Below are 17,560 nucleotides of genomic sequence, written 5' to 3'. Positions count from 1 at the left end.
GCGGAAAGAACGTTTCGGCGGCGATCCTCATATCGGATGGACCCTCACAGTCGCTGAGGATTTTAGCGTCCATCGCATGTCATCCTTCAATAGATCGAGAGGAAGAAACCGATGCGCAAGATGCTTCTTCTAGCGGGACTGACCGTCAGCACTTTGTCTTTTGCTACGCATGCTCAGATGACCCCCGGCCCGACGGCCGCGCCGCCCCCGCCAACGGCAGCGCCGCCAACGAACACCCCGCCCGCTGATGGCGGAATGCCGTCCGCCATGCCTGCGCCGCCAGCCCCCGCCGATGCCCCACCGCCGCCCCCTGGAGGCGCAATGCAGCCGACTATGGCGCCGCAAAGCCCGGTTGTTCAGAACGCACCCCAGCCGCCAGCGGACTATCCCGTTTGCGGGAAGGACGTGACGGATGGATGCGTCAACGCGGCGGATGCCCGGAAGGCCCGCAAGGCGCGTTGATCTAGTTCTGACGTGATGAAATTTCGGGTCGGTAGCCGTAGTTGCCGGCCCGTTTTACGTTTCGGCTGACGCTTCCGTGCGCAGGAGGTGGATCTTCGCCTTGCCTACAATGCGGTCGGCAATCGTCTCGAAGCCTTTTACGGCAATCGTTTCCTGTTTGGCGGTTTCAATGCTGACCCAGGTTGCAGGTCCGATCCAGCCCTGCCGCGACAGCTTGTCCAAGGCCACGCCGCCCGCTCCAGATCCATAGGGTGGGTCCATGAACAGAATGTCCAACGGCGCGGCCGCGACTCCCATGGTGAGCACGGAGGTCTGACGAATATCCGGCCGCTCTACTCCCAGCGTTGCGCAGTTCTTCTTCAGAGCGTCGATGGCGGCGCGATCCTGCTCGACGAAGAGGCAGGATGCCGCACCTCGTGATAGCGCTTCCAGCCCCAGCGCGCCCGATCCCGCGAAGAAATCTCCCACACGCAGATCGTCGAAGGCGCCGATCCGGCTTACCAGCATGGAAAAGAGCGTTTCGCGCGTGCGGTCCGCAGTGGGGCGCGTCGCGTCGCCGGCTGGTGCCACGAGAGGGCGGCCCCGCCATTGCCCGGCGATAATTCTCATTTCTTCTCAACCATTTTCGTCAGCGACTTGCGGAACTGGACAAGATCGTGCTGCCGCACTTCCACCACTTCGCCCGGCGTTGACTCACCCAGCACGAAAGGACCGTAGCGCGTGCGGATGAGGCGGTTCACCTTCAGGCCCAGATGCTCCAGCACCCGGCGCACTTCGCGATTCTTGCCTTCGGTCAGCGTCATTTCGATCCACTGGTTCCGCCCCGTGCGGCGCTCCAGATTGGCGTCGATCCGCCCATAGCGCATGCCCTCGATCTCGATACCCTCGATGAGATCCTCCAGCTGCGCCTGGCTGATTTCTCCAAAGGCACGGGCGCGATAGGTGCGCTCCACGCCGTTGGCCGGCAGTTCCAGCTCGCGCTTCAGCCCGCCATCCGTGGTGAGCAGCAGCAGTCCTTCGGTATTGAGATCGAGCCGGCCGACGGGCATGACGCGGGGCAGCTCGGCAGGCAGGCGGTCATAGATTGTCGCGCGGCCCTGCGGGTCACGCGCAGCCGTCAGGACGCCGGCAGGCTTGTGAAAGAGGAAGAGGCGTGCAGGGCTCGGCTCCTTTACCGCCTTCCCATCGACCGTGATGCCTTGCAGCGAAGTCAGAAGCGTCGCCGGCGTCTCGATAGTCACGCCGTCCTTCGCGATCCGTCCGTCCGCGATCATCCGCTCGATGTCGCGGCGCGAGGCGATGCCCGCGCGGGCGAGCAACTTGGCGATGCGGTCCCCTTCACGCGGTGCGCCGGACTCCCCGTCAGCGCGCTTTGCTGCGGGCACGGCGGATGGCTTTCCCGCCTTCGCGGCGACGGGGCCGGGGCGCCGTCCGCGTGGGGTTATGCCGCCGCTTCGGCCGCTGTTGCGCTTTGGTCGATCTGTGTGTGGCGGCAAGGCGACAGTTCCTCGAATGTTTTCGCTCGGGGCGACGCGGAGGGACTGGCGAATCACCCTCGCTCAGCGTAGCGCCGACGATGCGCCTGAAGCCCGGTCAATCGCCGCCTGATGGCGCATGTGGGACTTTGCGGCAATGTTTTTCGGGAAGGCAAGACAGCGTCTGAAGCGCGTCCTCATCGTGGAGGATGAGCCCTTGTTGGCGTTTGACAACGAGCATGCGCTGACGCTTGGCGGTTTTGACGTCGTTGCCACAGTCGACCGGATGCGGGACGCCGAAGCCGTGATCGAGAGCGAAGGCGGCGTTGATCTCCTCATTGCCGATATTCGTTTGCGTGGTGTGAGAAGCGGCATTGATCTGGCGGTCCATGCCCGTGCGCGCGATATTGCGGTGCTGTTCGTGACCGGCTCGTGCCCCACGGAAGCGCAGATCGGTGGCATCGCGCTCGGCTGGCTGGCCAAGCCCTTCGCCCCGCGCGATCTGGTCCGGTCGGTCAATATCTGCGATCGAGTCATCCGTGGCCTCGCGCCCGGACGGCTGCCGCCTGGGCTGACGCTGTTCCCCTTCGGCGCGTAAGCGCAAGCAAAACCGGCGCTGGCCAAACGCGCGCGATGCGCTAATCACTCTCCTTTCGCTGGCGTTCGCGGGCGGCTGGCAAAGGAGCGGGGATGACGCAGACTCTGATTTTTGCGCTGATCGTGGGCGTCGCTATTGGTGTGGGCTTCATCGTCCCCAGCTTCCGGCCCTATTTGCGGCCAATGCCCTTCGTGGCTTTTCTGCTCGGCATCTCCAGCGGTTTTCCGCTTACTCTGCTGCTCGCGACGATGACCTTCTGGCTCTCGAAAGTCGGCATCGAGAAGTCGACCATTGGTTTCGCCATTGGGCTGACCACGCCTTATACGCTCAAATTCCTCTGGGCGCCGCTCGTCGACAAGTTGCCCATTCCCGGACTGAGCCGGCTGCTTGGGCAGCGCCGCGCCTGGCTCTTCGTTATTCAGGCGTTCCTGTTTGGCGCGATCTGGCAGCTTGGGTCCAGCGACCCCGGTCAGGATCTTGCCCGCTTCGCGCTCTGGGCGATCATTGTCGCCTTCCTCTCCGCGACGCAGGATATCGTGATCGATGCCTATCGCATCGAGATATTGAGCGAGGATGAACTGCCTCACGGTACGGCGATGAACCAGTTCGGCTATCGCACAGGCAATCTTCTGGCGGGGGCGGGTACCATCTTCCTCGCCTCGAGCGAGGGTGCCGGTCTTGGCTGGGCCACAGCTTATGGGATCACGGCATTTTGCGTGCTCCCCGCCGCGCTGGGCGCATTGTTCGCAGGCGAGGGGCGCTATGTTCCGCACAAGGCGCTGCAGAAGGGCGCGTCGATTGGCGGCTGGCTCGCGGAGACGATCGTCAATCCGTTCCGTGAGTTCCTCACGCGCCACGGCGCGTTCCTCATTCTCGGTTTCGTGCTGATCTACAAGATCGGCGACGCCATGGGGCAGACGATGCTCGCGCCGATGATCGTCGAGCTGGGTTTCTCGGACACCGAATATGTTGCGGTGAACAAGTTCGTCGGTTTCGCCGCGCTCATCGCTGGTTCCGCGCTTGGCGCGCCGTTCATTGCCTGGCTCGGCATGGGCAGGGCACTGTTCGTCTCCGGCCTCATGATGATGTTCTCGAACGTCCTGTTCTCGCTCCTCGCGCTTTCCGGTCACTCCACGGCGATGCTGGCGCTTGCGGTAGGGACGGAGAACTTCACCAGCGGCATCGGCCTCACTGTCTTCGTCACCTATCTCTCAGGGCTGTCGAGCCTTGCCTATACGGCCACGCAGTTCGCCTTGCTTTCATCCTTTGCCGCGGTCGGTCGCACCTGGCTCTCGACCCCCTCGGGCTTTCTGGCGGAAGGATTGGGCTGGGTGGCTTTCTGGCTATTTACCGTGGTGGCTGCGGTGCCGGGAATGATCCTTCTGTGGATCATGTGGCGCAGGGGGTTCGTCGTGGAGACGGTGCGACAACCGAGCACTACCGACGACTGACGGGTCTCAGCCGGGTTCCTGCCCGTTGAGCTTGAGCACCTGCCCGGCAAGGTAAAGCGAGCCGCAGATGAGCGCGGCGCCGGTCGGCTCGCCCGATCGCGTCGCGGCAAGATCGAGCACCGCATCGATCACGTCGCTATGGGCGCTATGCGGCACGCGCCATTCCTCCGCGATCGCGGCGAAGGCCTCGGGGCCGTGATGGTCGTGGCCCGGCACCGGCAGACTCCGGATCGACCGGACATGCGGGCAGATGGGCGCGAGGAAGCCTTCCACGTCCTTGTTCGCCAACATGCCGATGACGAGGTCGACGCGTTCGTCCGCGCCCAGCGTTTCTGCCAGCCATGCCGCGATGGCGAGGCCCGCGTCGGGATTATGCCCGCCGTCGAGCGTCACGCGCCAGTCGGCGGGCAATATGTCCTTCACTGGCCCGGCATCGAGACCCTGAAGGCGCGCGGGCCACTGTGCCCACAGGGGCGCGGCGCGCAGCGCGGCTTCGCTCACTTCAAGGGCGCGTTGGTGGCGCAGCATCGCCGTCGCGAGGCCCAGATTGGCGAACTGGTGCGCGCCGGGCAGGCGAGGCAGAGGCAGATCCAGCCGTCCCGCCGCATCGCGATAATGCAGCCGCCCGCGATAGGCGGCGATGTCCCAGCTCTCGCCGCGCGGCAACCAATAGGCGCCCGCCTCGTCGATCCTGCGGCCGACCACGCTTGCGATTTCCGGCAAGTACCGCATGGTGACCATGGTCGTCCCCGCTTTGGCGATGCCTGCTTTTTCGGCCGCGATGTCGGTCAGCCTGTCGCCCAGAAACGCCTGATGATCGACGCCCAGTTGCGCGATGCCGCCGATGGCGGGCGCCGCGATCACGTTCGTGGCATCGAGCCGGCCGCCCAGCCCCACCTCAATGATGCAGGCATCTGCGGCACGCTCCGCAAAGCCAAGGAAAGCGGCCGCTGTCGTGACTTCGAAGAAGCTGGCGCTCACATCCTCCGCCACGTTCATAACACGAGTGAGCCGCGCGGCGAGTTCATCGTCGCCGATCAGCGTGCCCGCCACCCGTATCCGCTCGTTGAACCGGCAGAGATGGGGCGAGCTGTAGACATGAACCTTGCGCCCATCCGCTTCCAGCGCGGCACGCAGGAAGGCGCAGGTGGACCCCTTGCCGTTCGTTCCGGCGACGTGGAAGACGGGCGGCAAGGCGAGGTGCGGATCGCCCAGTCGGGCCAATATGGTCGTTATGCGCCGGAGGCCGAGTATGTCCCGCCCGGGAGAAAGCGTTGCCAGCCGGTCGAGCGCTGCCTGAACGGCGGGGTGATCGGAAACCGCGTGGTCGGCCAATTCCGCTCTCCGGCGTCGCGTGTCGTCAGGCGGCCTGTGCCGCTGTCAGATAGTCGATGAGCCTCGCGAGCGTCTGGCGCAGCGCTTTGCGCTCGACCACCATGTCAAGCATGCCATGGTCCAGTAAATATTCGGCACGCTGGAAGCCCTGCGGCAGCTTTTCGCGGATCGTGCTCTCGATCACGCGCTGACCTGCAAAGCCGATGAGCGCGTTAGGCTCGGAGATCTGCACGTCTCCCAGCATGGCGTAGCTGGCGGTCACGCCACCGGTCGTGGGGTCGGTCAGGACCACGATATAGGGCTGGCCCGCGTCGTGGAGCATCTGGATCGCCACAGTCGCGCGCGGCATCTGCATCAGGCTGAGAATGCCTTCCTGCATGCGCGCGCCGCCTGCCGCCGTGAAGATGATGTAGGGGCAGCGCCGTGCGATGGCTTCCTGCACGCCTTGCACGAACGCCGCGCCGACAGCCATGCCCATCGATCCGCCCATGAAGGCGAAATCCTGCACGCCGACGACCGCGCTATGCCCTTCGATCGTGCCATGGGCGTTGAGCAGCGCGTCCTGCTCGCCCGTCTGCGCCCGCGCCGTCTTTATACGGTCGGTATAGCGCTTGGAGTCCCGGAATTTTAGCGGGTCTTCCTTCACCTGGGGCACGGGCAGAGCGCGGCAGGTGCCGGCATCGAAAATCTGCGCGAACCTGTCCTTGGGACCAATGCGCCCATGATGATCGCAGTGCGGGCAGACGGAGAGATTCTCCTGCCACTCCTTGGTGAAGACCATCTGCCCGCAGCCTGGGCACTTCTGCCAGAGATTGTCGGGCGCGTCGGACTTTTTGGCGATGAAAGGGATCGCGTTGCGGACGCGGTTCAGCCAGCTCATGCGGCGGTCTCCTTCTGGGTCATGGCATCGCGCAGCGAAGCAATGAAAGCCTCCACTTGCGGGGCGGCTTGCGCACCATGCTCTGCAATAATGTCTATGATGGCCGATCCGACGACGACGCCATCGGCCACCGCGCCGATCGCCGCTGCCTGCTCGGGCGTGCGGACGCCGAAACCGACCGCGATCGGCAGATCGGTCGCGGCCTTGAGGCGAGCGACTGCCTCCTCGATGCTGGTCTGCGGGGCCTGCTGAAGTCCAGTGATGCCGGCGACCGACACATAGTATAGAAAGCCCGAGGCGCCTTTCAGCACGGCGGGCAGCCGCGCCGTGTCCGTGGTCGGCGTGGCGAGGCGGACGAAGCTGATGCCAGCGTCGCGAAGGACAGTGCCGAACCCGGGATCCTCTTCCGGCGGAACGTCCACGCAGATCACGCCGTCCACGCCTGCATCGCGGCACGCGCTGGCAAACCAGTCCGCGCCGCGTACGGTCATCGGGTTGGCATAACCCATCAGCACCAGCGGCGTTTCCGGGTGACGCTGACGAAACGCGCGGGCGATCGCGAAAATATCCGCCGTCTTCGTGCCAGCCGCAAGGGCGCGCAGGTTCGCGCGCTGGATTGCGGGGCCGTCCGCCATGGGATCGGTAAATGGCATGCCCAGCTCGATCACATCGGCGCCGCCGGTGACCAGCGCGTCAAGAATATCCACAGTGTCGCCCGGCGTCGGATCGCCGCCCGTGACGAAGCAGACAAGAGCCGCGCGGCCCTGCGCCTTTGCCTTGGCGAATGCGTTGGCGATGCGGCTCATATCTTCACACCCAGCGATGCCGCCACGGTCGCCATGTCCTTGTCGCCCCGACCGGAAAGATTGATGAGGATGATCTGGTCCTCGCGCATCGCCTGTGCCTTCTCGCCTACAGCGGCGAGGGCATGGGCGCTTTCCAGCGCCGGAATAATGCCTTCCACTTCGGCGAGCAGCGTGAAGGCCTCGATGGCCTGCATGTCCGTCACGCTTTCATAGGAAACCCGGCCGATGTCATGAAGCCAGGCATGTTCCGGGCCGACGCCGGGATAGTCGAGACCCGCCGAGATCGAGTGGGCTTCCTGAATCTGCCCGTCTTCGTCCTGCAGCAGATAGGTCCGGTTGCCGTGAAGCACGCCGGGACTGCCACCGCCGATCGTGGCGGCATGCTGGTCGGTATCGACGCCATGCCCGCCCGCTTCGACGCCGAGCATTCCGACTTCGGGATCGTCGAGGAACGGGTGGAACAGGCCGATCGCGTTCGAACCACCGCCTACCGCCGCAATCAGCAGGTCGGGCAGGCGCCCTTCCGTCTCGAGCATCTGCGCGCGCGCTTCCGTGCCGATGATCGACTGAAAGTCGCGCACCAACTCGGGATAGGGATGGGGGCCGGCGACCGTACCGATCAGATAGAATGTGTCGTGCACATTGGCGACCCAGTCGCGCAGTGCTTCGTTGAGTGCATCCTTGAGCGTCTGGGCGCCGCTCGTCACGGGCACGACTTCGGCGCCAAGCAGCTTCATCCGAAAGACGTTGGGCTGCTGCCGCTCCACGTCTTTGGCGCCCATATAGACAACGCATTTGAGGCCAAAGCGCGCGCATACGGTCGCCGTCGCCACGCCATGAGAGCCTGCGCCCGTCTCGGCGATGATCCGCGTGCGGCCCATGCGCCGGGCGAGCAGGATCTGGCCAATGCAATTGTTGATCTTGTGCGCGCCGGTGTGATTCAGTTCCTCACGCTTGAGATAGACTTTCGCGCCGTGCCCCGGCTTCGCACCTTTGCGGAAATGCTCGGTCAGCCGCTCGGCATAATAAAGCGGCGAGGGGCGGCCGACATAATGAGTCATCAGCCCGTCGAACTCGGCCTTGAAAGCCGGGTCGTTCTGGGCAGCGCGATATTCGCGTTCCAGCTCCAGCACCAGCGGCATCAGCGTCTCGGCGACATAGCGTCCACCGAAGGCACCGAAATGGCCGTTCTCGTCGGGCAGGCTGCGCAGGCTATTGGGCAGGGTTACAGTCGTCATGATCGTAGTAATCTCTCGTTACGAGGGGTCATTCGCTTCTGGTCCGGTTGGGCGGAAGCGATCAGCGCCATCGCGACGGGAGGCGTCTGGCAGGGACGATCAGGGTCGACATGAGGAAACCGCTTTGCAGAAGGCGGCGATCTTGTCCACATCCTTGACCCCGGGCGCGCTTTCCACGCCGGAAGAGACATCGACCAGCGGCGCACTGGTCAGCCGGATCGCCTCCGCCACATTGTCCGGATCGAGACCGCCCGAGAGCCCCCAGGGCAAAGGCGGCCTGTGCCCGGCCAGCAGGGTCCAGTCGAAGCGGAGCCCCATGCCGCCGGGCAAAGCGGCACCGTCGGGCGTCTTGGCATCATACAACAACAGGTCCGCCGCACCGGCATAGTGCGCGCCGGTCGCGAGATCCGCCGCAGTCTTCACCGGAATCGCCTTCCACACCGTCAGCTTCGTGCGCGCGCGGATCGCGGCCACGCGCTCGGGTGTCTCGTGGCCATGAAGTTGCAGCACCGAGAGTCCCCCGGCCTGCGTCACTGCATCGATCGTAGCGTCGTCCGGGTCCACCAGCACCGCCACGCGCTCGATATGGCCGGGTACGCGCGGCGCGATCAGTGCGAGCCGCGCAGGATCGAGATGGCGGGGGCTCCGCGCGAAATGGACGAAGCCGATGTGGCTGGCCCCGCCGCGTACCGCCACGTCGATCGCCTCGATCGTCGAGACTCCGCAGATCTTGATTGCCGTCCGGCTCATGGCCGTGCCACTAAAGGAACACGGCCCGCTTTGGAACCATCTGTGTGACGACGAGCCCCTGACCGGGGCTCAGAGCGTGGCTTCGATCTCGCGCGCGGCCATGTCGGGGTCGGCGGCCTGGGTGATCGGGCGGCCGACCACGAGGATCGATGCACCCGCATCGAGCGCCTGGCGTGGCGTCACGGCGCGCTTCTGGTCTCCCATTGCGCCGCCGGCTGGGCGCACGCCGGGAACGACGAAGAAGCCCTCTGGCCAGAGCTTGCGCACATGGCCGACCTCATTGCCGGAGCAAACAATCCCGTCGAGTCCGGAGTCGCGGGCGAGCAGCGCCAGCCGCTCCACCTGTTCGTGCGGGTCGCCGTTCATCCCCACGTCAGCCATGTCGCCCGCGTCCAGGCTGGTGAGCAGCGTAACGGCGACGACCTTGGTGCTCGTGCCGGCGGCCGCCTTCGCATCTTCCATCATGGCGCGCCCACCGGCGGCGTGGACGGTCAATACGGCCGGCTCCAGCGCGTGCAGCGCCTGCACGGCCTTGGCGACTGTGTTGGGGATGTCGTGCAGTTTCAGGTCGAGGAAGATCGGCAAGCCGAGCTTGCGCACTTCGTGAATGCCATGATGGCCATTGGCGCAGAAGAATTCGAGGCCGAGTTTCAGCCCGCCGACATGGTGCCGCACCCGTTTGGCGATATCGATCGCCTTGTCGAGGTTCGGGGTATCGATAGCAACGTAAACAGCACTTGTCATAGAGGGTCAGGTCCCCGGTCAACGATCGGCGCGGCGGGCGACGTGATTGTCGCGGGGCCGGGCGTTACTGAAGACGTGATGGGCGGCGGCGGAGGCGGCGGGACAGTCGCCGCAAGCGCACGCTCCGCGCTTTCCAGCCTGCGGCCCATTCGCCAGCGCGTAGTCTTGTGGAGCAGCCAGAAGGGCAGGGATCCCGCAAGGAAGGCGACGATCACGACCAGCGGCAGCTTGGTCTCGACCATGTTGCCGCCCCAGATGTTGATCGTCACCGGGGTCCAGTTCGTGAACGTGAAGAGCATGATGATCATCGCGAGGATGACCCAGAAGGCGGTGCGCAGAAATTGCATGGCATCCTCCCGTTAGCCGTGTTGGAGGGAGCATAGGGGGGCTTTTCGCGCTTGCCTACCCCTTGCGCCACTCCGCTTCCGCTCGGCTCAGCCTTCCCCGAACACCCGGGCGAAAATCGTGTCTACTGCCTTATAGTGATAGTCGAGGTCGAAAAGTGCCTCGAGCTGGTCGCCGGAAAGGCGGGCGCCCACTTCCGGATCGGCCTTAAGCAGATCGAGGAGCGAGAGCGTGCCGTCCGCTTCCCACACCTTCATCGCGTTGCGCTGGACGAGGGCATAGGCACCTTCGCGGCTCTCGCCCGCCTGAGTAAGGGCCAACAGCACGCGCTGGGAGTGGATGAGGCCGCCCATGCGGTTCATGTTCTTCATCATCCGCTCGGGATAGACGAGCAGCTTGTCCACCACTCCAGTGAGACGCGCGAGTGCGAAGTCGAGCGTGATCGTCGCGTCCGGGCCGATGAAGCGCTCGACCGAGCTGTGGGAAATATCCCGCTCATGCCACAGCGCCACATTCTCCAGCGCGGGCACCACGGCCGAGCGGACCATGCGGGCAAGGCCAGTGAGGTTCTCGGTGAGCACAGGGTTGCGCTTGTGCGGCATGGCCGAGCTGCCCTTCTGGCCGGGCGAGAAATATTCTTCCGCTTCCAGCACTTCTGTGCGCTGGAGATGCCGCACCTCGACAGCCAGCCGTTCGATCGAGCTGGCGATCACGCCCAGCGTCGCGAAGAACATCGCGTGACGGTCGCGCGGGATGACCTGCGTCGAGACCGGCTCGATCGACAGCCCCAGCTTGGCAGCAACATGGCTCTCCACGCGCGGGTCGATATTGGCGAAGGTGCCCACCGCGCCGGAGATGGCGCAGGTCGCGATCTCAGCGCGTGCGGCGATGAGACGCGTCTTGCAGCGCGCGAACTCCGCATAGGCTTCCGCCAGCTTGAGGCCGAAGGTGACGGGTTCGGCGTGGATGCCGTGGCTGCGGCCGATTGTCGGGGTCAGCTTGTGCTCGAAGGCGCGGCGCTTGATCGCCTCCAGCAGGCCGTCGAGATCTGCAAGCAGGATGTCGCTGGCCTGCGCGAGCTGCACGGCGAGGCAGGTATCCAGCACGTCGCTGCTGGTCATGCCCTGATGCATGAAGCGGGCTTCGTCGCCGACCTGTTGCGCTACCCAGGTCAGGAAAGCGATCACGTCATGCTTGGTCACTGCCTCGATCGCGTCGATCGCCGCCACGTCGATGGCAGGTTCCGTCGCCCACCAGTCCCACAGGGCCTTTGCGGCGGATTTGGGGACCACGCCCAGCTCGCCGAGCGCTTCCGTGGCGTGGGCTTCGATCTCAAACCAGATGCGAAACCGCGCCTCAGGCTCCCAGATCGCGCTCATTTCCTTGCGGGCGTAGCGGGGAACCATGAGACGAATCCTTCCAAAATCCAGGTGATGGCGGCCGCGTAGCAGCGCGTTCCCACCGGTGCAATCATGGTCGGGCGGGGCATTCATCGCGCCGTCCGTCCGACTCGCCGGTAAGTGGTTCGTCGAGCCCGGCGAAGCGTTCTTCCCTGCCAAAAATGGCGGAACGACGTGGGCGGGGCGGGGGTTTTAAAGGGGCAATTCAAGACATCCCGTAGCGTTCCATGAGGATCCTTCGGGTCGCAAACTGAAAGAGGACCGCCATGAAAAAGACAGCCCTTCTTATGAGTCTCCCCCTTATGTTTTCGGCTCCGGCCGTGCTGGCTCAAGATATGACGAGCCCTGCTCCGGCCGCGAATGCGCCCGTGCAGTCCGTTGATCCGGCGACAGCCGCGCCGGCCCCTGCGCCAACGCAGGCAGCCCCGGCACCCAGCGCTGCTCCGGCACCGACGTCACCGGACGCCGCTCCGACGACGGCTCAGGCACAGCCCGCACCGACCAATTCGTCTGCAGCGGTTCAGACCGCCGTCAACACCGGCTTCGGCAAATATGATGCTGACGGTGATGGCAATCTGACTGAGGCGGAGTTCAAGACCTGGATCGCCGCGCTCAAGACCGATGAAATGAAGGCCACCGGCCAGTCGGTCAACGCAGCGGAAGTCACCGCTTATGCCAACGCTGCCTTTGCTTCTGCTGATGCCGACAAGGACCAGAAGGTGAGCAAGGCCGAGGTGACAGGCTTTCTCGGCGGCTAAAATCGATAACCTTCCGGCTGCACGCCCCTGCCGGTAAGGTGGTTGAAGGCCCGGATCGCGCTGCGGTTCGGGCCTTTTTTGCGTCCACGCCGCCTAGATCAGCGCCATTGCCCGCATGCTGCTGTGGCCGTCCGCGCCGATGATGATGTGATCGTGCACGGAAATCCCGAGTGGCCGCGCGGCTTCGATGATCTGCCGCGTAACCGCGATGTCCTGCTTGCTGGGCTGGGGTGATCCGCTGGGATGATTATGCACCAGAATGAGGCTGGCGCTGCCCAGTTGCATCGCCTGCTTGATGACTTCGCGTGTGTAGATCGCCGCCTGATCGATCGAGCCGTCTCCCATATGCTCGTCACGAATGAGCATGTTCCGTGCATTGAGGTGAAGCACCCGCACGCGTTCCACGGTCAGATGGGCCATGTCGGCGCGTAGATAATCGAGCAGTGCCTGCCAACTCGCCAGCACAGGGCCGCGCGTCGCCTCTTCTTTCAATAGGCGAAGCGCGGCCGCCTGCACGGTTTTAAGCGCCGCGATGCTGGTCTCACCTAGCCCGTCTACCGCGCGTAATGCGTCCCAGTCCGCGGTCAGGACGCCCCCAATGGTACCAAATTGCCCGATCAGGCATTTAGCGAGCGGCTTTGTGTCGCGGCGTGGAATGGCGAGGGCGAGAAGATATTCGATGAGTTCATGGTCCAGAAGCGCGTCGGGTCCGCCGTCAGCCAGCCGTTGTCGCAGTCGCGCACGGTGCCCGATCCCGCCCCCAGCGCTCGCTTTCACGGCGCTCTTGCCCTCATCCCCCGCTTCGATCATGGATCGGGAAGCTAGGATCGAGTGCGGACGGCCGCAAGCGTAATGAACAATGACGTTGAAGAGAGCGAGGCGGACAATGCCGTCGAGCGTTCGCGCGGGCGGAGGTCTCGTGCCGGGCGTATCGTCGCGGGCGTTTCAGTGCTTGGGCTTGCCGCTCTGGGCATTGTCTGGATGCAGCGCATTCCCATTGCCGATCATTTCATTGCGCAGGAACTGGCCGCGCGAGGCGTTCGCGCGCGCTACACGCTCACGCGCATTGGTCCACGCACCCAGCGGCTGGAAAATCTCGTTCTGGGTGATCCCGCCCGGCCGGATCTCACGGCCCGCTGGATAGAGGTGGACGTCGGCTATGCTGGCTTCCGTCCGGCTGTCACGCGCGTGCGAGCATCAGGCGTGCGGCTGCGCGGCTCCTGGCAAGGCGGTGTCCTCAGTCTTGGCGCTCTTGATCGCTTGATGGGAGAGGGGGAGGGCGTTGCCGCCCTGCCGGACATCGACGTCACTCTCGCAGACGGGCGCGCGACGATCATCACGGATTACGGCCCGGCGGGAGCAGTGCTGAACGGCACCGGGCTCCTCTATGGCGGCTTTCGCGGTCGCGCGGCGCTGGCCTCGCCCCGGCTGGACATTTCTGGCTGTGCTCTCGCGCGACCGGTTGGCGATCTCGCGGTATCCACCTCGAGCGGGCGTCTTTCGCTCAAGGGGCCGCTGCGCGCTCCGGCGCTGGATTGCGGCGCACGGGGCATTACGGTCGCCGGTCCCGATCTCGGGGTCGACGTTCGTCTCGCCAAAGCCTTCGATGGGGCGAGCGGCGCGATCACCCTGGCGGCAAGCGCTATGAAGGGCGCCGGTGCGCTGGTGTCGCGGCCGAGCGCCCTCGTGACCTTTGACGGACCTTTTGATGCGCTGGCGGGCAGCTATGCTCTTGCGCTCGACTCGTTTCGCGCCCCGCAGGTCGGGGGCGGCGTATCCCGGCTTGGCGGTCGCTTCGCGATGCGGGCCGATCCCCATGACAGCGCTACGTCGGTTTCGGGTGCGCTCACGGTCAGCGATCTGGCGCCGACGAGCCGCGCGCCGATCGATGGTCTGTCGCGCAGTGTGGCCGCTACGCCGCTGGCCCCGCTTGCCCGCCAGCTTGAGCGGGCGATCGTCCAGGCGGGCCGGGCCAATCGGTTGACGATGACCGGCGAAGCGCGCTGGACGGGGCTGGGCGGAGAAATCGGCCTGACCAAAGGTCGGTTCGTGGCCGAAAGCGGCGCGCGCCTCGATCTGACCGGACCCGCACGCCTCGTGGTGGATCAGGCGCGTGGGCGCTGGCAGGGCGAGGGTGGGATTCGAACCGGCGGTGGCGGGCTGCCCGATCTTACGCTGGCGGTAAGCCGCACTCCGGAGGGAGAGACGAGCGGTACGCTCGCCATGCGGCCTTATGAGGCAAGCGGCGCGCGCCTTGCTCTTGCGCAAACGCCGTTCCGCCTCCGTGCGGACGGCTCCGGCAGCTTGCGCACGCAGGTTACGCTCGATGGGCCGCTGCCCGGCGGTGGCGTCAGGGGACTTAGCGTTCCGGTCGATCTGCGATTCTCGTCCGGTGGTCGCTTCGCGCTGGCGGATCGATGCACGACGTTGCGCTGGACGAGCCTTACCCTGTCCTCAGCGCGCTTCGATCCCGCGGCTCTGCGTTTGTGTGCGCCGGGTGGCCAGCCGCTCATCGCCACAGGGTCCAGTGGAATGCAGGGCGGCTTCGTGCTGGCTCCGCTGGCGCTGGCCGGGCGGCTGGGCGAAAGCCCATTGTCATTGCGCGCCGAATCTGCGCGGCTCGATCTGCGAGGGCTGCGCTTTGCGCTGGGAAATCTTGCTGTCCGGCTTGGCGATCCTGCCGCACCCACGATGCTCGACGCTGCTCGGCTCGAAGGTGGTGCGCAGGGTCAGGGATTTGCCGGTATTCTCTCCGGCGCGCATGCCCGCATTGGCGCGGTCCCGCTGGATATGACCGGCATAGACGGGCGCTGGACCTTTGCCGATGCGCGCCTCGCGCTGGACGGGGCAATGACGGTTTCCGACACGGCGCCGGAGCGCCGCTTCTTCCCGCTGAGCGTGCCGGATGCGCGGCTGGTGCTCGTCGACGGCCGGATCGGGGCGGAGGGGACGCTCCGTCATCCCTCGCGGGATCGCTCGGTCGCCACCGTCAAGATCGCTCATGATCTCGGCAATGGATCGGGCTCCGCGACCTTCGACGTTGGCCGTCTGGCCTTCGGTTCCGCACTCCAGCCCGCCGAGCTTACCCCGCTGGCACTCGGCATCGTCGCCAATGTCGAGGCGCTGGTGACGGGCAGTGGCCGCATCGACTGGACCCCGGCCGGCGTCACCAGCACCGGCCAGTTCTCCACGCAGGATGCCGCGTTCGCCGCTGCCTTTGGCCCGGTCAGCGGTTTCTCCGGAACGATCCGCTTTGCTGATCTTCTCGGTATGCGAACCGAGCCGAATCAGGAAATCCGCATTGCCAGCGTCAACCCGGGCATTGAGGTGCGGGATGGCGTCATCCGCTACGCGCTTCTCTCCTCCGAGCAGGCCCGCATTGAGGGCGGGCGGTGGCCGTTTGCCGGGGGCGTGCTCGATCTGCTGCCCGCCACGCTCAATCTCGACTCGCGCAAGGCCCGCAATCTCGCTTTCCGAGTCACCGGGCTGGATGCGGGCGCCTTCATCAACACGCTTGAGTTGAAGGACATTTCCGCCACAGGCACTTATGACGGGCTGCTGCCCATGGTCTTCGACGAGCGCGGAGGGCGCATCGAGGGCGGCATATTGGTCGCGCGCCAGCCCGGCCTGCCGCCGCTGGTGGTCGAGGACGCTTCACGTCTCACCGTCCCATGCGATCCCGCGAAGATTTCCGGCACGCTCTCTTATGTCGGGCAGGTCTCCAACGAGCAGCTCGGCACATTCGGCACCATGGCGTTCGAAGCGCTCAAGAACCTGCGCTACAAATGCCTCACCGTGCTGATGGACGGCGCGCTGGACGGCGAATTCGTCACGCGGGTCGCGGTCAACGGCATCAATCAGGGCACCCCGGCGGCTGCGCGATCGGCCTTTACCCGGCCGTTCCTGGGTCTGCCGTTCATTTTTAACGTCCGGGTCGAGGCGCCGTTTCGTGGCCTCATCAGCACAGCGCGCTCCTTCATCGATCCGGGCGAACTGATCCGTGAGGAAATGGGTGCGCAGTATCAGACGGTGCTGAATGCGGGGGAAACGTCGGCTGAGACACCGGGACTTGCCGTTCAGCCCCCGGCAAGCGACAAGGGCGTAACGAAGGGACAGGAATGAGACGATTGGCGATTATCGGCAGCAGGACGACCTTGGTCATGAGCACGCTTGTGGGGGTGTCGGGTTGCATTCAGGTGCAGGCACCGGACAAGCCGATAGAGATTAACCTGAACGTCAAGATCCAGCAGGAAGTGGTCGTGCGTCTCCAGCAGGACGCAAAGGATCTCATCCAGAACAATCCGGAGCTTTTCCCGCAATGACACGCAAGACAATCCTCTTCTCCGCTCTCGCCCTTGCCGGCGTCGCTCTCGCCGCTGGCGTGGCGCTTCGGTCCACGCCCGCCTTCGCGCAGGACGCCGCAGTCAGCGCCGCGATGGCCGCCGGCACGGTCGGTGAGCAGTCGGACGGCTATCTGGGAATCAAGGGCAGCGTTTCGGGCGATATCCGGGGCGCGGTCGATGCGATCAACATCAAGCGCCGCGCGGCTTACACGGATCTTGCCGCCAAGCGCGGCGTCACTGTCGCGGATGTCGCGGCAGCGACCGGCTGTCAGACACTGGCTGGCCGAGTGAAGCAGGGTCAGGCCTATCGTGTCGGCGATGGCCCGTGGCAGGTGAAGGGCGCTGATCCCATTGCTCTGCCCGCTTATTGCGCCACGGCGGGCTGAGGCGAACCGATCGGGCGGTCGCCCGCGGGCGATTCGGCGCTTCTCTCGCTTGGGGATGGGCGGTTTTCCGTCGGTCCCACGGCGCGTTAGGGCGCGGTTGACTTCCCGCCATCCCCTTTCTACACGGGCCGCGCCTTGACGGGGGCGGCAAAGGCGTTCCAAGGGTCGGCCAGAAACAAATGCTCGATTTTTCGGGCATGGGGGAGGCCGGACCGATGACGCCAGACACTCAACCCGGGCAGGACCCCATCGACGAAGACGCGCGCATCGCGTCGCTGCAGGACCGGCTCGCCCGTGCCCAGCAGGTCGAGGCGGAGCGAACCGGGACTACGCAGGTCGGCGCGGCGGATGAGAATTACCGCCTCGGCAATCGCGTTCTCGGAGAGCTCATCGGGGGCACTGCTGGCGGCGCGCTGATCGGCTGGGTCCTGGACCGGTTGCTTGGCACGTCACCCTGGCTCCTGCTGGTGCTGCTCTTCCTTGGAATAGTGGTGGCATTCAGGAACATTATCAGGCTCTCGAGCAAGCGCCCCGACAAGTGAGGGCGCTTTCGTCGGGAAGGCAAATGAACGTAAAGGGCTGAGCAAGC

18 protein-coding genes are annotated in these 17,560 nt (G+C 65.2%); 7 read left to right on the top strand and 11 right to left on the bottom strand.

The genetic code is table 11. The features are described 5' to 3' along the window. Positions 1–516: 516 nt before the first annotated feature. Together rsmD and ACNAOH_RS04345 are read right to left on the bottom strand one after the other, a co-directional pair. Positions 517–1,071 (bottom strand): 16S rRNA (guanine(966)-N(2))-methyltransferase RsmD, encoded by a 555-nt coding sequence (gene rsmD / locus ACNAOH_RS04350; RefSeq protein ID WP_443971542.1) that lies wholly within the window; start codon positions 1,069–1,071, stop codon positions 517–519. After that, positions 1,068–2,012 (bottom strand): pseudouridine synthase, encoded by a 945-nt coding sequence (locus tag ACNAOH_RS04345; protein WP_443972043.1) that lies wholly within the window; start codon positions 2,010–2,012, stop codon positions 1,068–1,070. The genes rsmD and ACNAOH_RS04345 overlap by 4 nt, the downstream gene beginning before the upstream one ends. Positions 2,013–2,076: 64 nt before the next feature. Between ACNAOH_RS04345 and ACNAOH_RS04340 the strand changes: the two genes are divergently transcribed. Both ACNAOH_RS04340 and ACNAOH_RS04335 read left to right on the top strand, forming a co-directional pair. Next, on the top strand, positions 2,077–2,535 hold the full coding sequence (locus tag ACNAOH_RS04340; RefSeq protein WP_443971541.1) for a response regulator: 459 nt from the start codon (positions 2,077–2,079) through the stop codon (positions 2,533–2,535). Positions 2,536–2,627: 92 nt separating this feature from the next. Further along, positions 2,628–3,986: an AmpG family muropeptide MFS transporter gene (locus ACNAOH_RS04335; RefSeq protein WP_443971540.1), complete on the top strand. Its 1,359-nt coding sequence runs from the start codon at positions 2,628–2,630 to the stop codon at positions 3,984–3,986. Positions 3,987–3,992: 6 nt separating this feature from the next. On the opposite strand, the gene ACNAOH_RS04330 is transcribed toward ACNAOH_RS04335, so the two are convergent. The 8 genes from ACNAOH_RS04330 to purB form a co-directional block, all read right to left on the bottom strand. Then, positions 3,993–5,321, bottom strand: coding sequence for a bifunctional folylpolyglutamate synthase/dihydrofolate synthase (locus ACNAOH_RS04330; RefSeq protein ID WP_443971539.1), 1,329 nt, complete (start codon positions 5,319–5,321; stop codon positions 3,993–3,995). A 25-nt stretch (positions 5,322–5,346) separates the two neighbouring features. Beyond that, the gene (gene accD / locus ACNAOH_RS04325; protein ID WP_443971538.1) at positions 5,347–6,201 is read right to left on the bottom strand and encodes an acetyl-CoA carboxylase, carboxyltransferase subunit beta; all 855 of its coding nucleotides are present in this window, start codon (positions 6,199–6,201) and stop codon (positions 5,347–5,349) included. Next, on the bottom strand, positions 6,198–7,007 hold the full coding sequence (trpA, locus tag ACNAOH_RS04320) for a tryptophan synthase subunit alpha (RefSeq protein WP_443971537.1): 810 nt from the start codon (positions 7,005–7,007) through the stop codon (positions 6,198–6,200). Before trpA ends, accD begins: the two co-directional genes overlap by 4 nt. After that, the gene (gene trpB / locus ACNAOH_RS04315; RefSeq protein ID WP_443971536.1) at positions 7,004–8,245 is read right to left on the bottom strand and encodes a tryptophan synthase subunit beta; all 1,242 of its coding nucleotides are present in this window, start codon (positions 8,243–8,245) and stop codon (positions 7,004–7,006) included. The genes trpA and trpB overlap by 4 nt, the downstream gene beginning before the upstream one ends. 99 nt (positions 8,246–8,344) lie before the next feature. Then, positions 8,345–8,995: a phosphoribosylanthranilate isomerase gene (locus ACNAOH_RS04310; protein WP_443971535.1), complete on the bottom strand. Its 651-nt coding sequence runs from the start codon at positions 8,993–8,995 to the stop codon at positions 8,345–8,347. Between the two features lie 69 nt (positions 8,996–9,064). Then, entirely contained in the window at positions 9,065–9,739 is a 675-nt protein-coding gene (gene pyrF / locus ACNAOH_RS04305; RefSeq protein ID WP_443971534.1) for an orotidine-5'-phosphate decarboxylase, read from the bottom strand. After that, complete coding sequence (locus ACNAOH_RS04300; RefSeq protein WP_443971533.1) at positions 9,736–10,086, bottom strand: lipopolysaccharide assembly protein LapA domain-containing protein; 351 nt, start codon at positions 10,084–10,086, stop codon at positions 9,736–9,738. The genes pyrF and ACNAOH_RS04300 overlap by 4 nt, the downstream gene beginning before the upstream one ends. A gap of 87 nt (positions 10,087–10,173) precedes the next feature. Beyond that, complete coding sequence (purB, locus tag ACNAOH_RS04295; protein ID WP_443971532.1) at positions 10,174–11,490, bottom strand: adenylosuccinate lyase; 1,317 nt, start codon at positions 11,488–11,490, stop codon at positions 10,174–10,176. Positions 11,491–11,819: 329 nt separating this feature from the next. On the opposite strand from purB, the gene ACNAOH_RS04290 reads away from it, so the two are divergent. Beyond that, positions 11,820–12,242: an EF-hand domain-containing protein gene (locus ACNAOH_RS04290; RefSeq protein ID WP_443971531.1), complete on the top strand. Its 423-nt coding sequence runs from the start codon at positions 11,820–11,822 to the stop codon at positions 12,240–12,242. A 93-nt stretch (positions 12,243–12,335) separates the two neighbouring features. On the opposite strand, the gene radC is transcribed toward ACNAOH_RS04290, so the two are convergent. Continuing rightward, complete coding sequence (gene radC / locus ACNAOH_RS04285) at positions 12,336–13,052, bottom strand: RadC family protein (RefSeq protein WP_443971530.1); 717 nt, start codon at positions 13,050–13,052, stop codon at positions 12,336–12,338. 42 nt (positions 13,053–13,094) lie between these two features. Here radC and ACNAOH_RS04280 point away from each other — a divergent pair, with 42 nt between their 5' ends. The 4 genes from ACNAOH_RS04280 to ACNAOH_RS04265 all read left to right on the top strand — a co-directional run bounded on the left by ACNAOH_RS04280 (position 13,095) and on the right by ACNAOH_RS04265 (position 17,513). Beyond that, the gene (locus tag ACNAOH_RS04280) at positions 13,095–16,364 is read left to right on the top strand and encodes an intermembrane phospholipid transport protein YdbH family protein (protein ID WP_443971529.1); all 3,270 of its coding nucleotides are present in this window, start codon (positions 13,095–13,097) and stop codon (positions 16,362–16,364) included. A 38-nt stretch (positions 16,365–16,402) separates the two neighbouring features. Then, positions 16,403–16,564, top strand: a complete 162-nt coding sequence (locus ACNAOH_RS04275; protein ID WP_443971528.1) for a YnbE family lipoprotein — start codon at positions 16,403–16,405, stop codon at positions 16,562–16,564. Next, positions 16,561–16,971, top strand: coding sequence for a YdbL family protein (locus ACNAOH_RS04270; protein ID WP_443971527.1), 411 nt, complete (start codon positions 16,561–16,563; stop codon positions 16,969–16,971). The genes ACNAOH_RS04275 and ACNAOH_RS04270 overlap by 4 nt, the downstream gene beginning before the upstream one ends. Before the next feature lie 215 nt (positions 16,972–17,186). After that, the gene (locus tag ACNAOH_RS04265; RefSeq protein ID WP_443972042.1) at positions 17,187–17,513 is read left to right on the top strand and encodes an AtpZ/AtpI family protein; all 327 of its coding nucleotides are present in this window, start codon (positions 17,187–17,189) and stop codon (positions 17,511–17,513) included. The last annotated feature ends 47 nt before the right edge of the window (positions 17,514–17,560 follow it).

Origin of the sequence: Sphingobium sp. CR28 (assembly GCF_052327305.1) — a bacterium.
Lineage (GTDB): Bacteria > Pseudomonadota > Alphaproteobacteria > Sphingomonadales > Sphingomonadaceae > Sphingobium.
This window is presented reverse-complemented; position numbering and strand designations above follow the sequence as displayed.

Excerpts from the sequence above, each read along its gene's own strand:
- rsmD (WP_443971542.1), bottom strand. The coding sequence starts at position 1,071 with ATGAGAATTATCGCCGGGCAATGGCGGGGCCGCCCTCTCGTGGCACCA.
- ACNAOH_RS04340 (WP_443971541.1), top strand. The coding sequence starts at position 2,077 with ATGTGGGACTTTGCGGCAATGTTTTTCGGGAAGGCAAGACAGCGTCTG.
- ACNAOH_RS04335 (WP_443971540.1), top strand. The coding sequence starts at position 2,628 with ATGACGCAGACTCTGATTTTTGCGCTGATCGTGGGCGTCGCTATTGGT.
- accD (WP_443971538.1), bottom strand. The coding sequence starts at position 6,201 with ATGAGCTGGCTGAACCGCGTCCGCAACGCGATCCCTTTCATCGCCAAA.
- trpA (WP_443971537.1), bottom strand. The coding sequence starts at position 7,007 with ATGAGCCGCATCGCCAACGCATTCGCCAAGGCAAAGGCGCAGGGCCGC.
- trpB (WP_443971536.1), bottom strand. The coding sequence starts at position 8,245 with ATGACGACTGTAACCCTGCCCAATAGCCTGCGCAGCCTGCCCGACGAG.
- ACNAOH_RS04310 (WP_443971535.1), bottom strand. The coding sequence starts at position 8,995 with ATGAGCCGGACGGCAATCAAGATCTGCGGAGTCTCGACGATCGAGGCG.
- pyrF (WP_443971534.1), bottom strand. The coding sequence starts at position 9,739 with ATGACAAGTGCTGTTTACGTTGCTATCGATACCCCGAACCTCGACAAG.
- ACNAOH_RS04300 (WP_443971533.1), bottom strand. The coding sequence starts at position 10,086 with ATGCAATTTCTGCGCACCGCCTTCTGGGTCATCCTCGCGATGATCATC.
- purB (WP_443971532.1), bottom strand. The coding sequence starts at position 11,490 with ATGGTTCCCCGCTACGCCCGCAAGGAAATGAGCGCGATCTGGGAGCCT.
- ACNAOH_RS04290 (WP_443971531.1), top strand. The coding sequence starts at position 11,820 with ATGACGAGCCCTGCTCCGGCCGCGAATGCGCCCGTGCAGTCCGTTGAT.
- radC (WP_443971530.1), bottom strand. The coding sequence starts at position 13,052 with ATGATCGAAGCGGGGGATGAGGGCAAGAGCGCCGTGAAAGCGAGCGCT.
- ACNAOH_RS04280 (WP_443971529.1), top strand. The coding sequence starts at position 13,095 with ATGAACAATGACGTTGAAGAGAGCGAGGCGGACAATGCCGTCGAGCGT.
- ACNAOH_RS04275 (WP_443971528.1), top strand. The coding sequence starts at position 16,403 with ATGAGCACGCTTGTGGGGGTGTCGGGTTGCATTCAGGTGCAGGCACCG.
- ACNAOH_RS04270 (WP_443971527.1), top strand. The coding sequence starts at position 16,561 with ATGACACGCAAGACAATCCTCTTCTCCGCTCTCGCCCTTGCCGGCGTC.
- ACNAOH_RS04265 (WP_443972042.1), top strand. The coding sequence starts at position 17,187 with ATGACGCCAGACACTCAACCCGGGCAGGACCCCATCGACGAAGACGCG.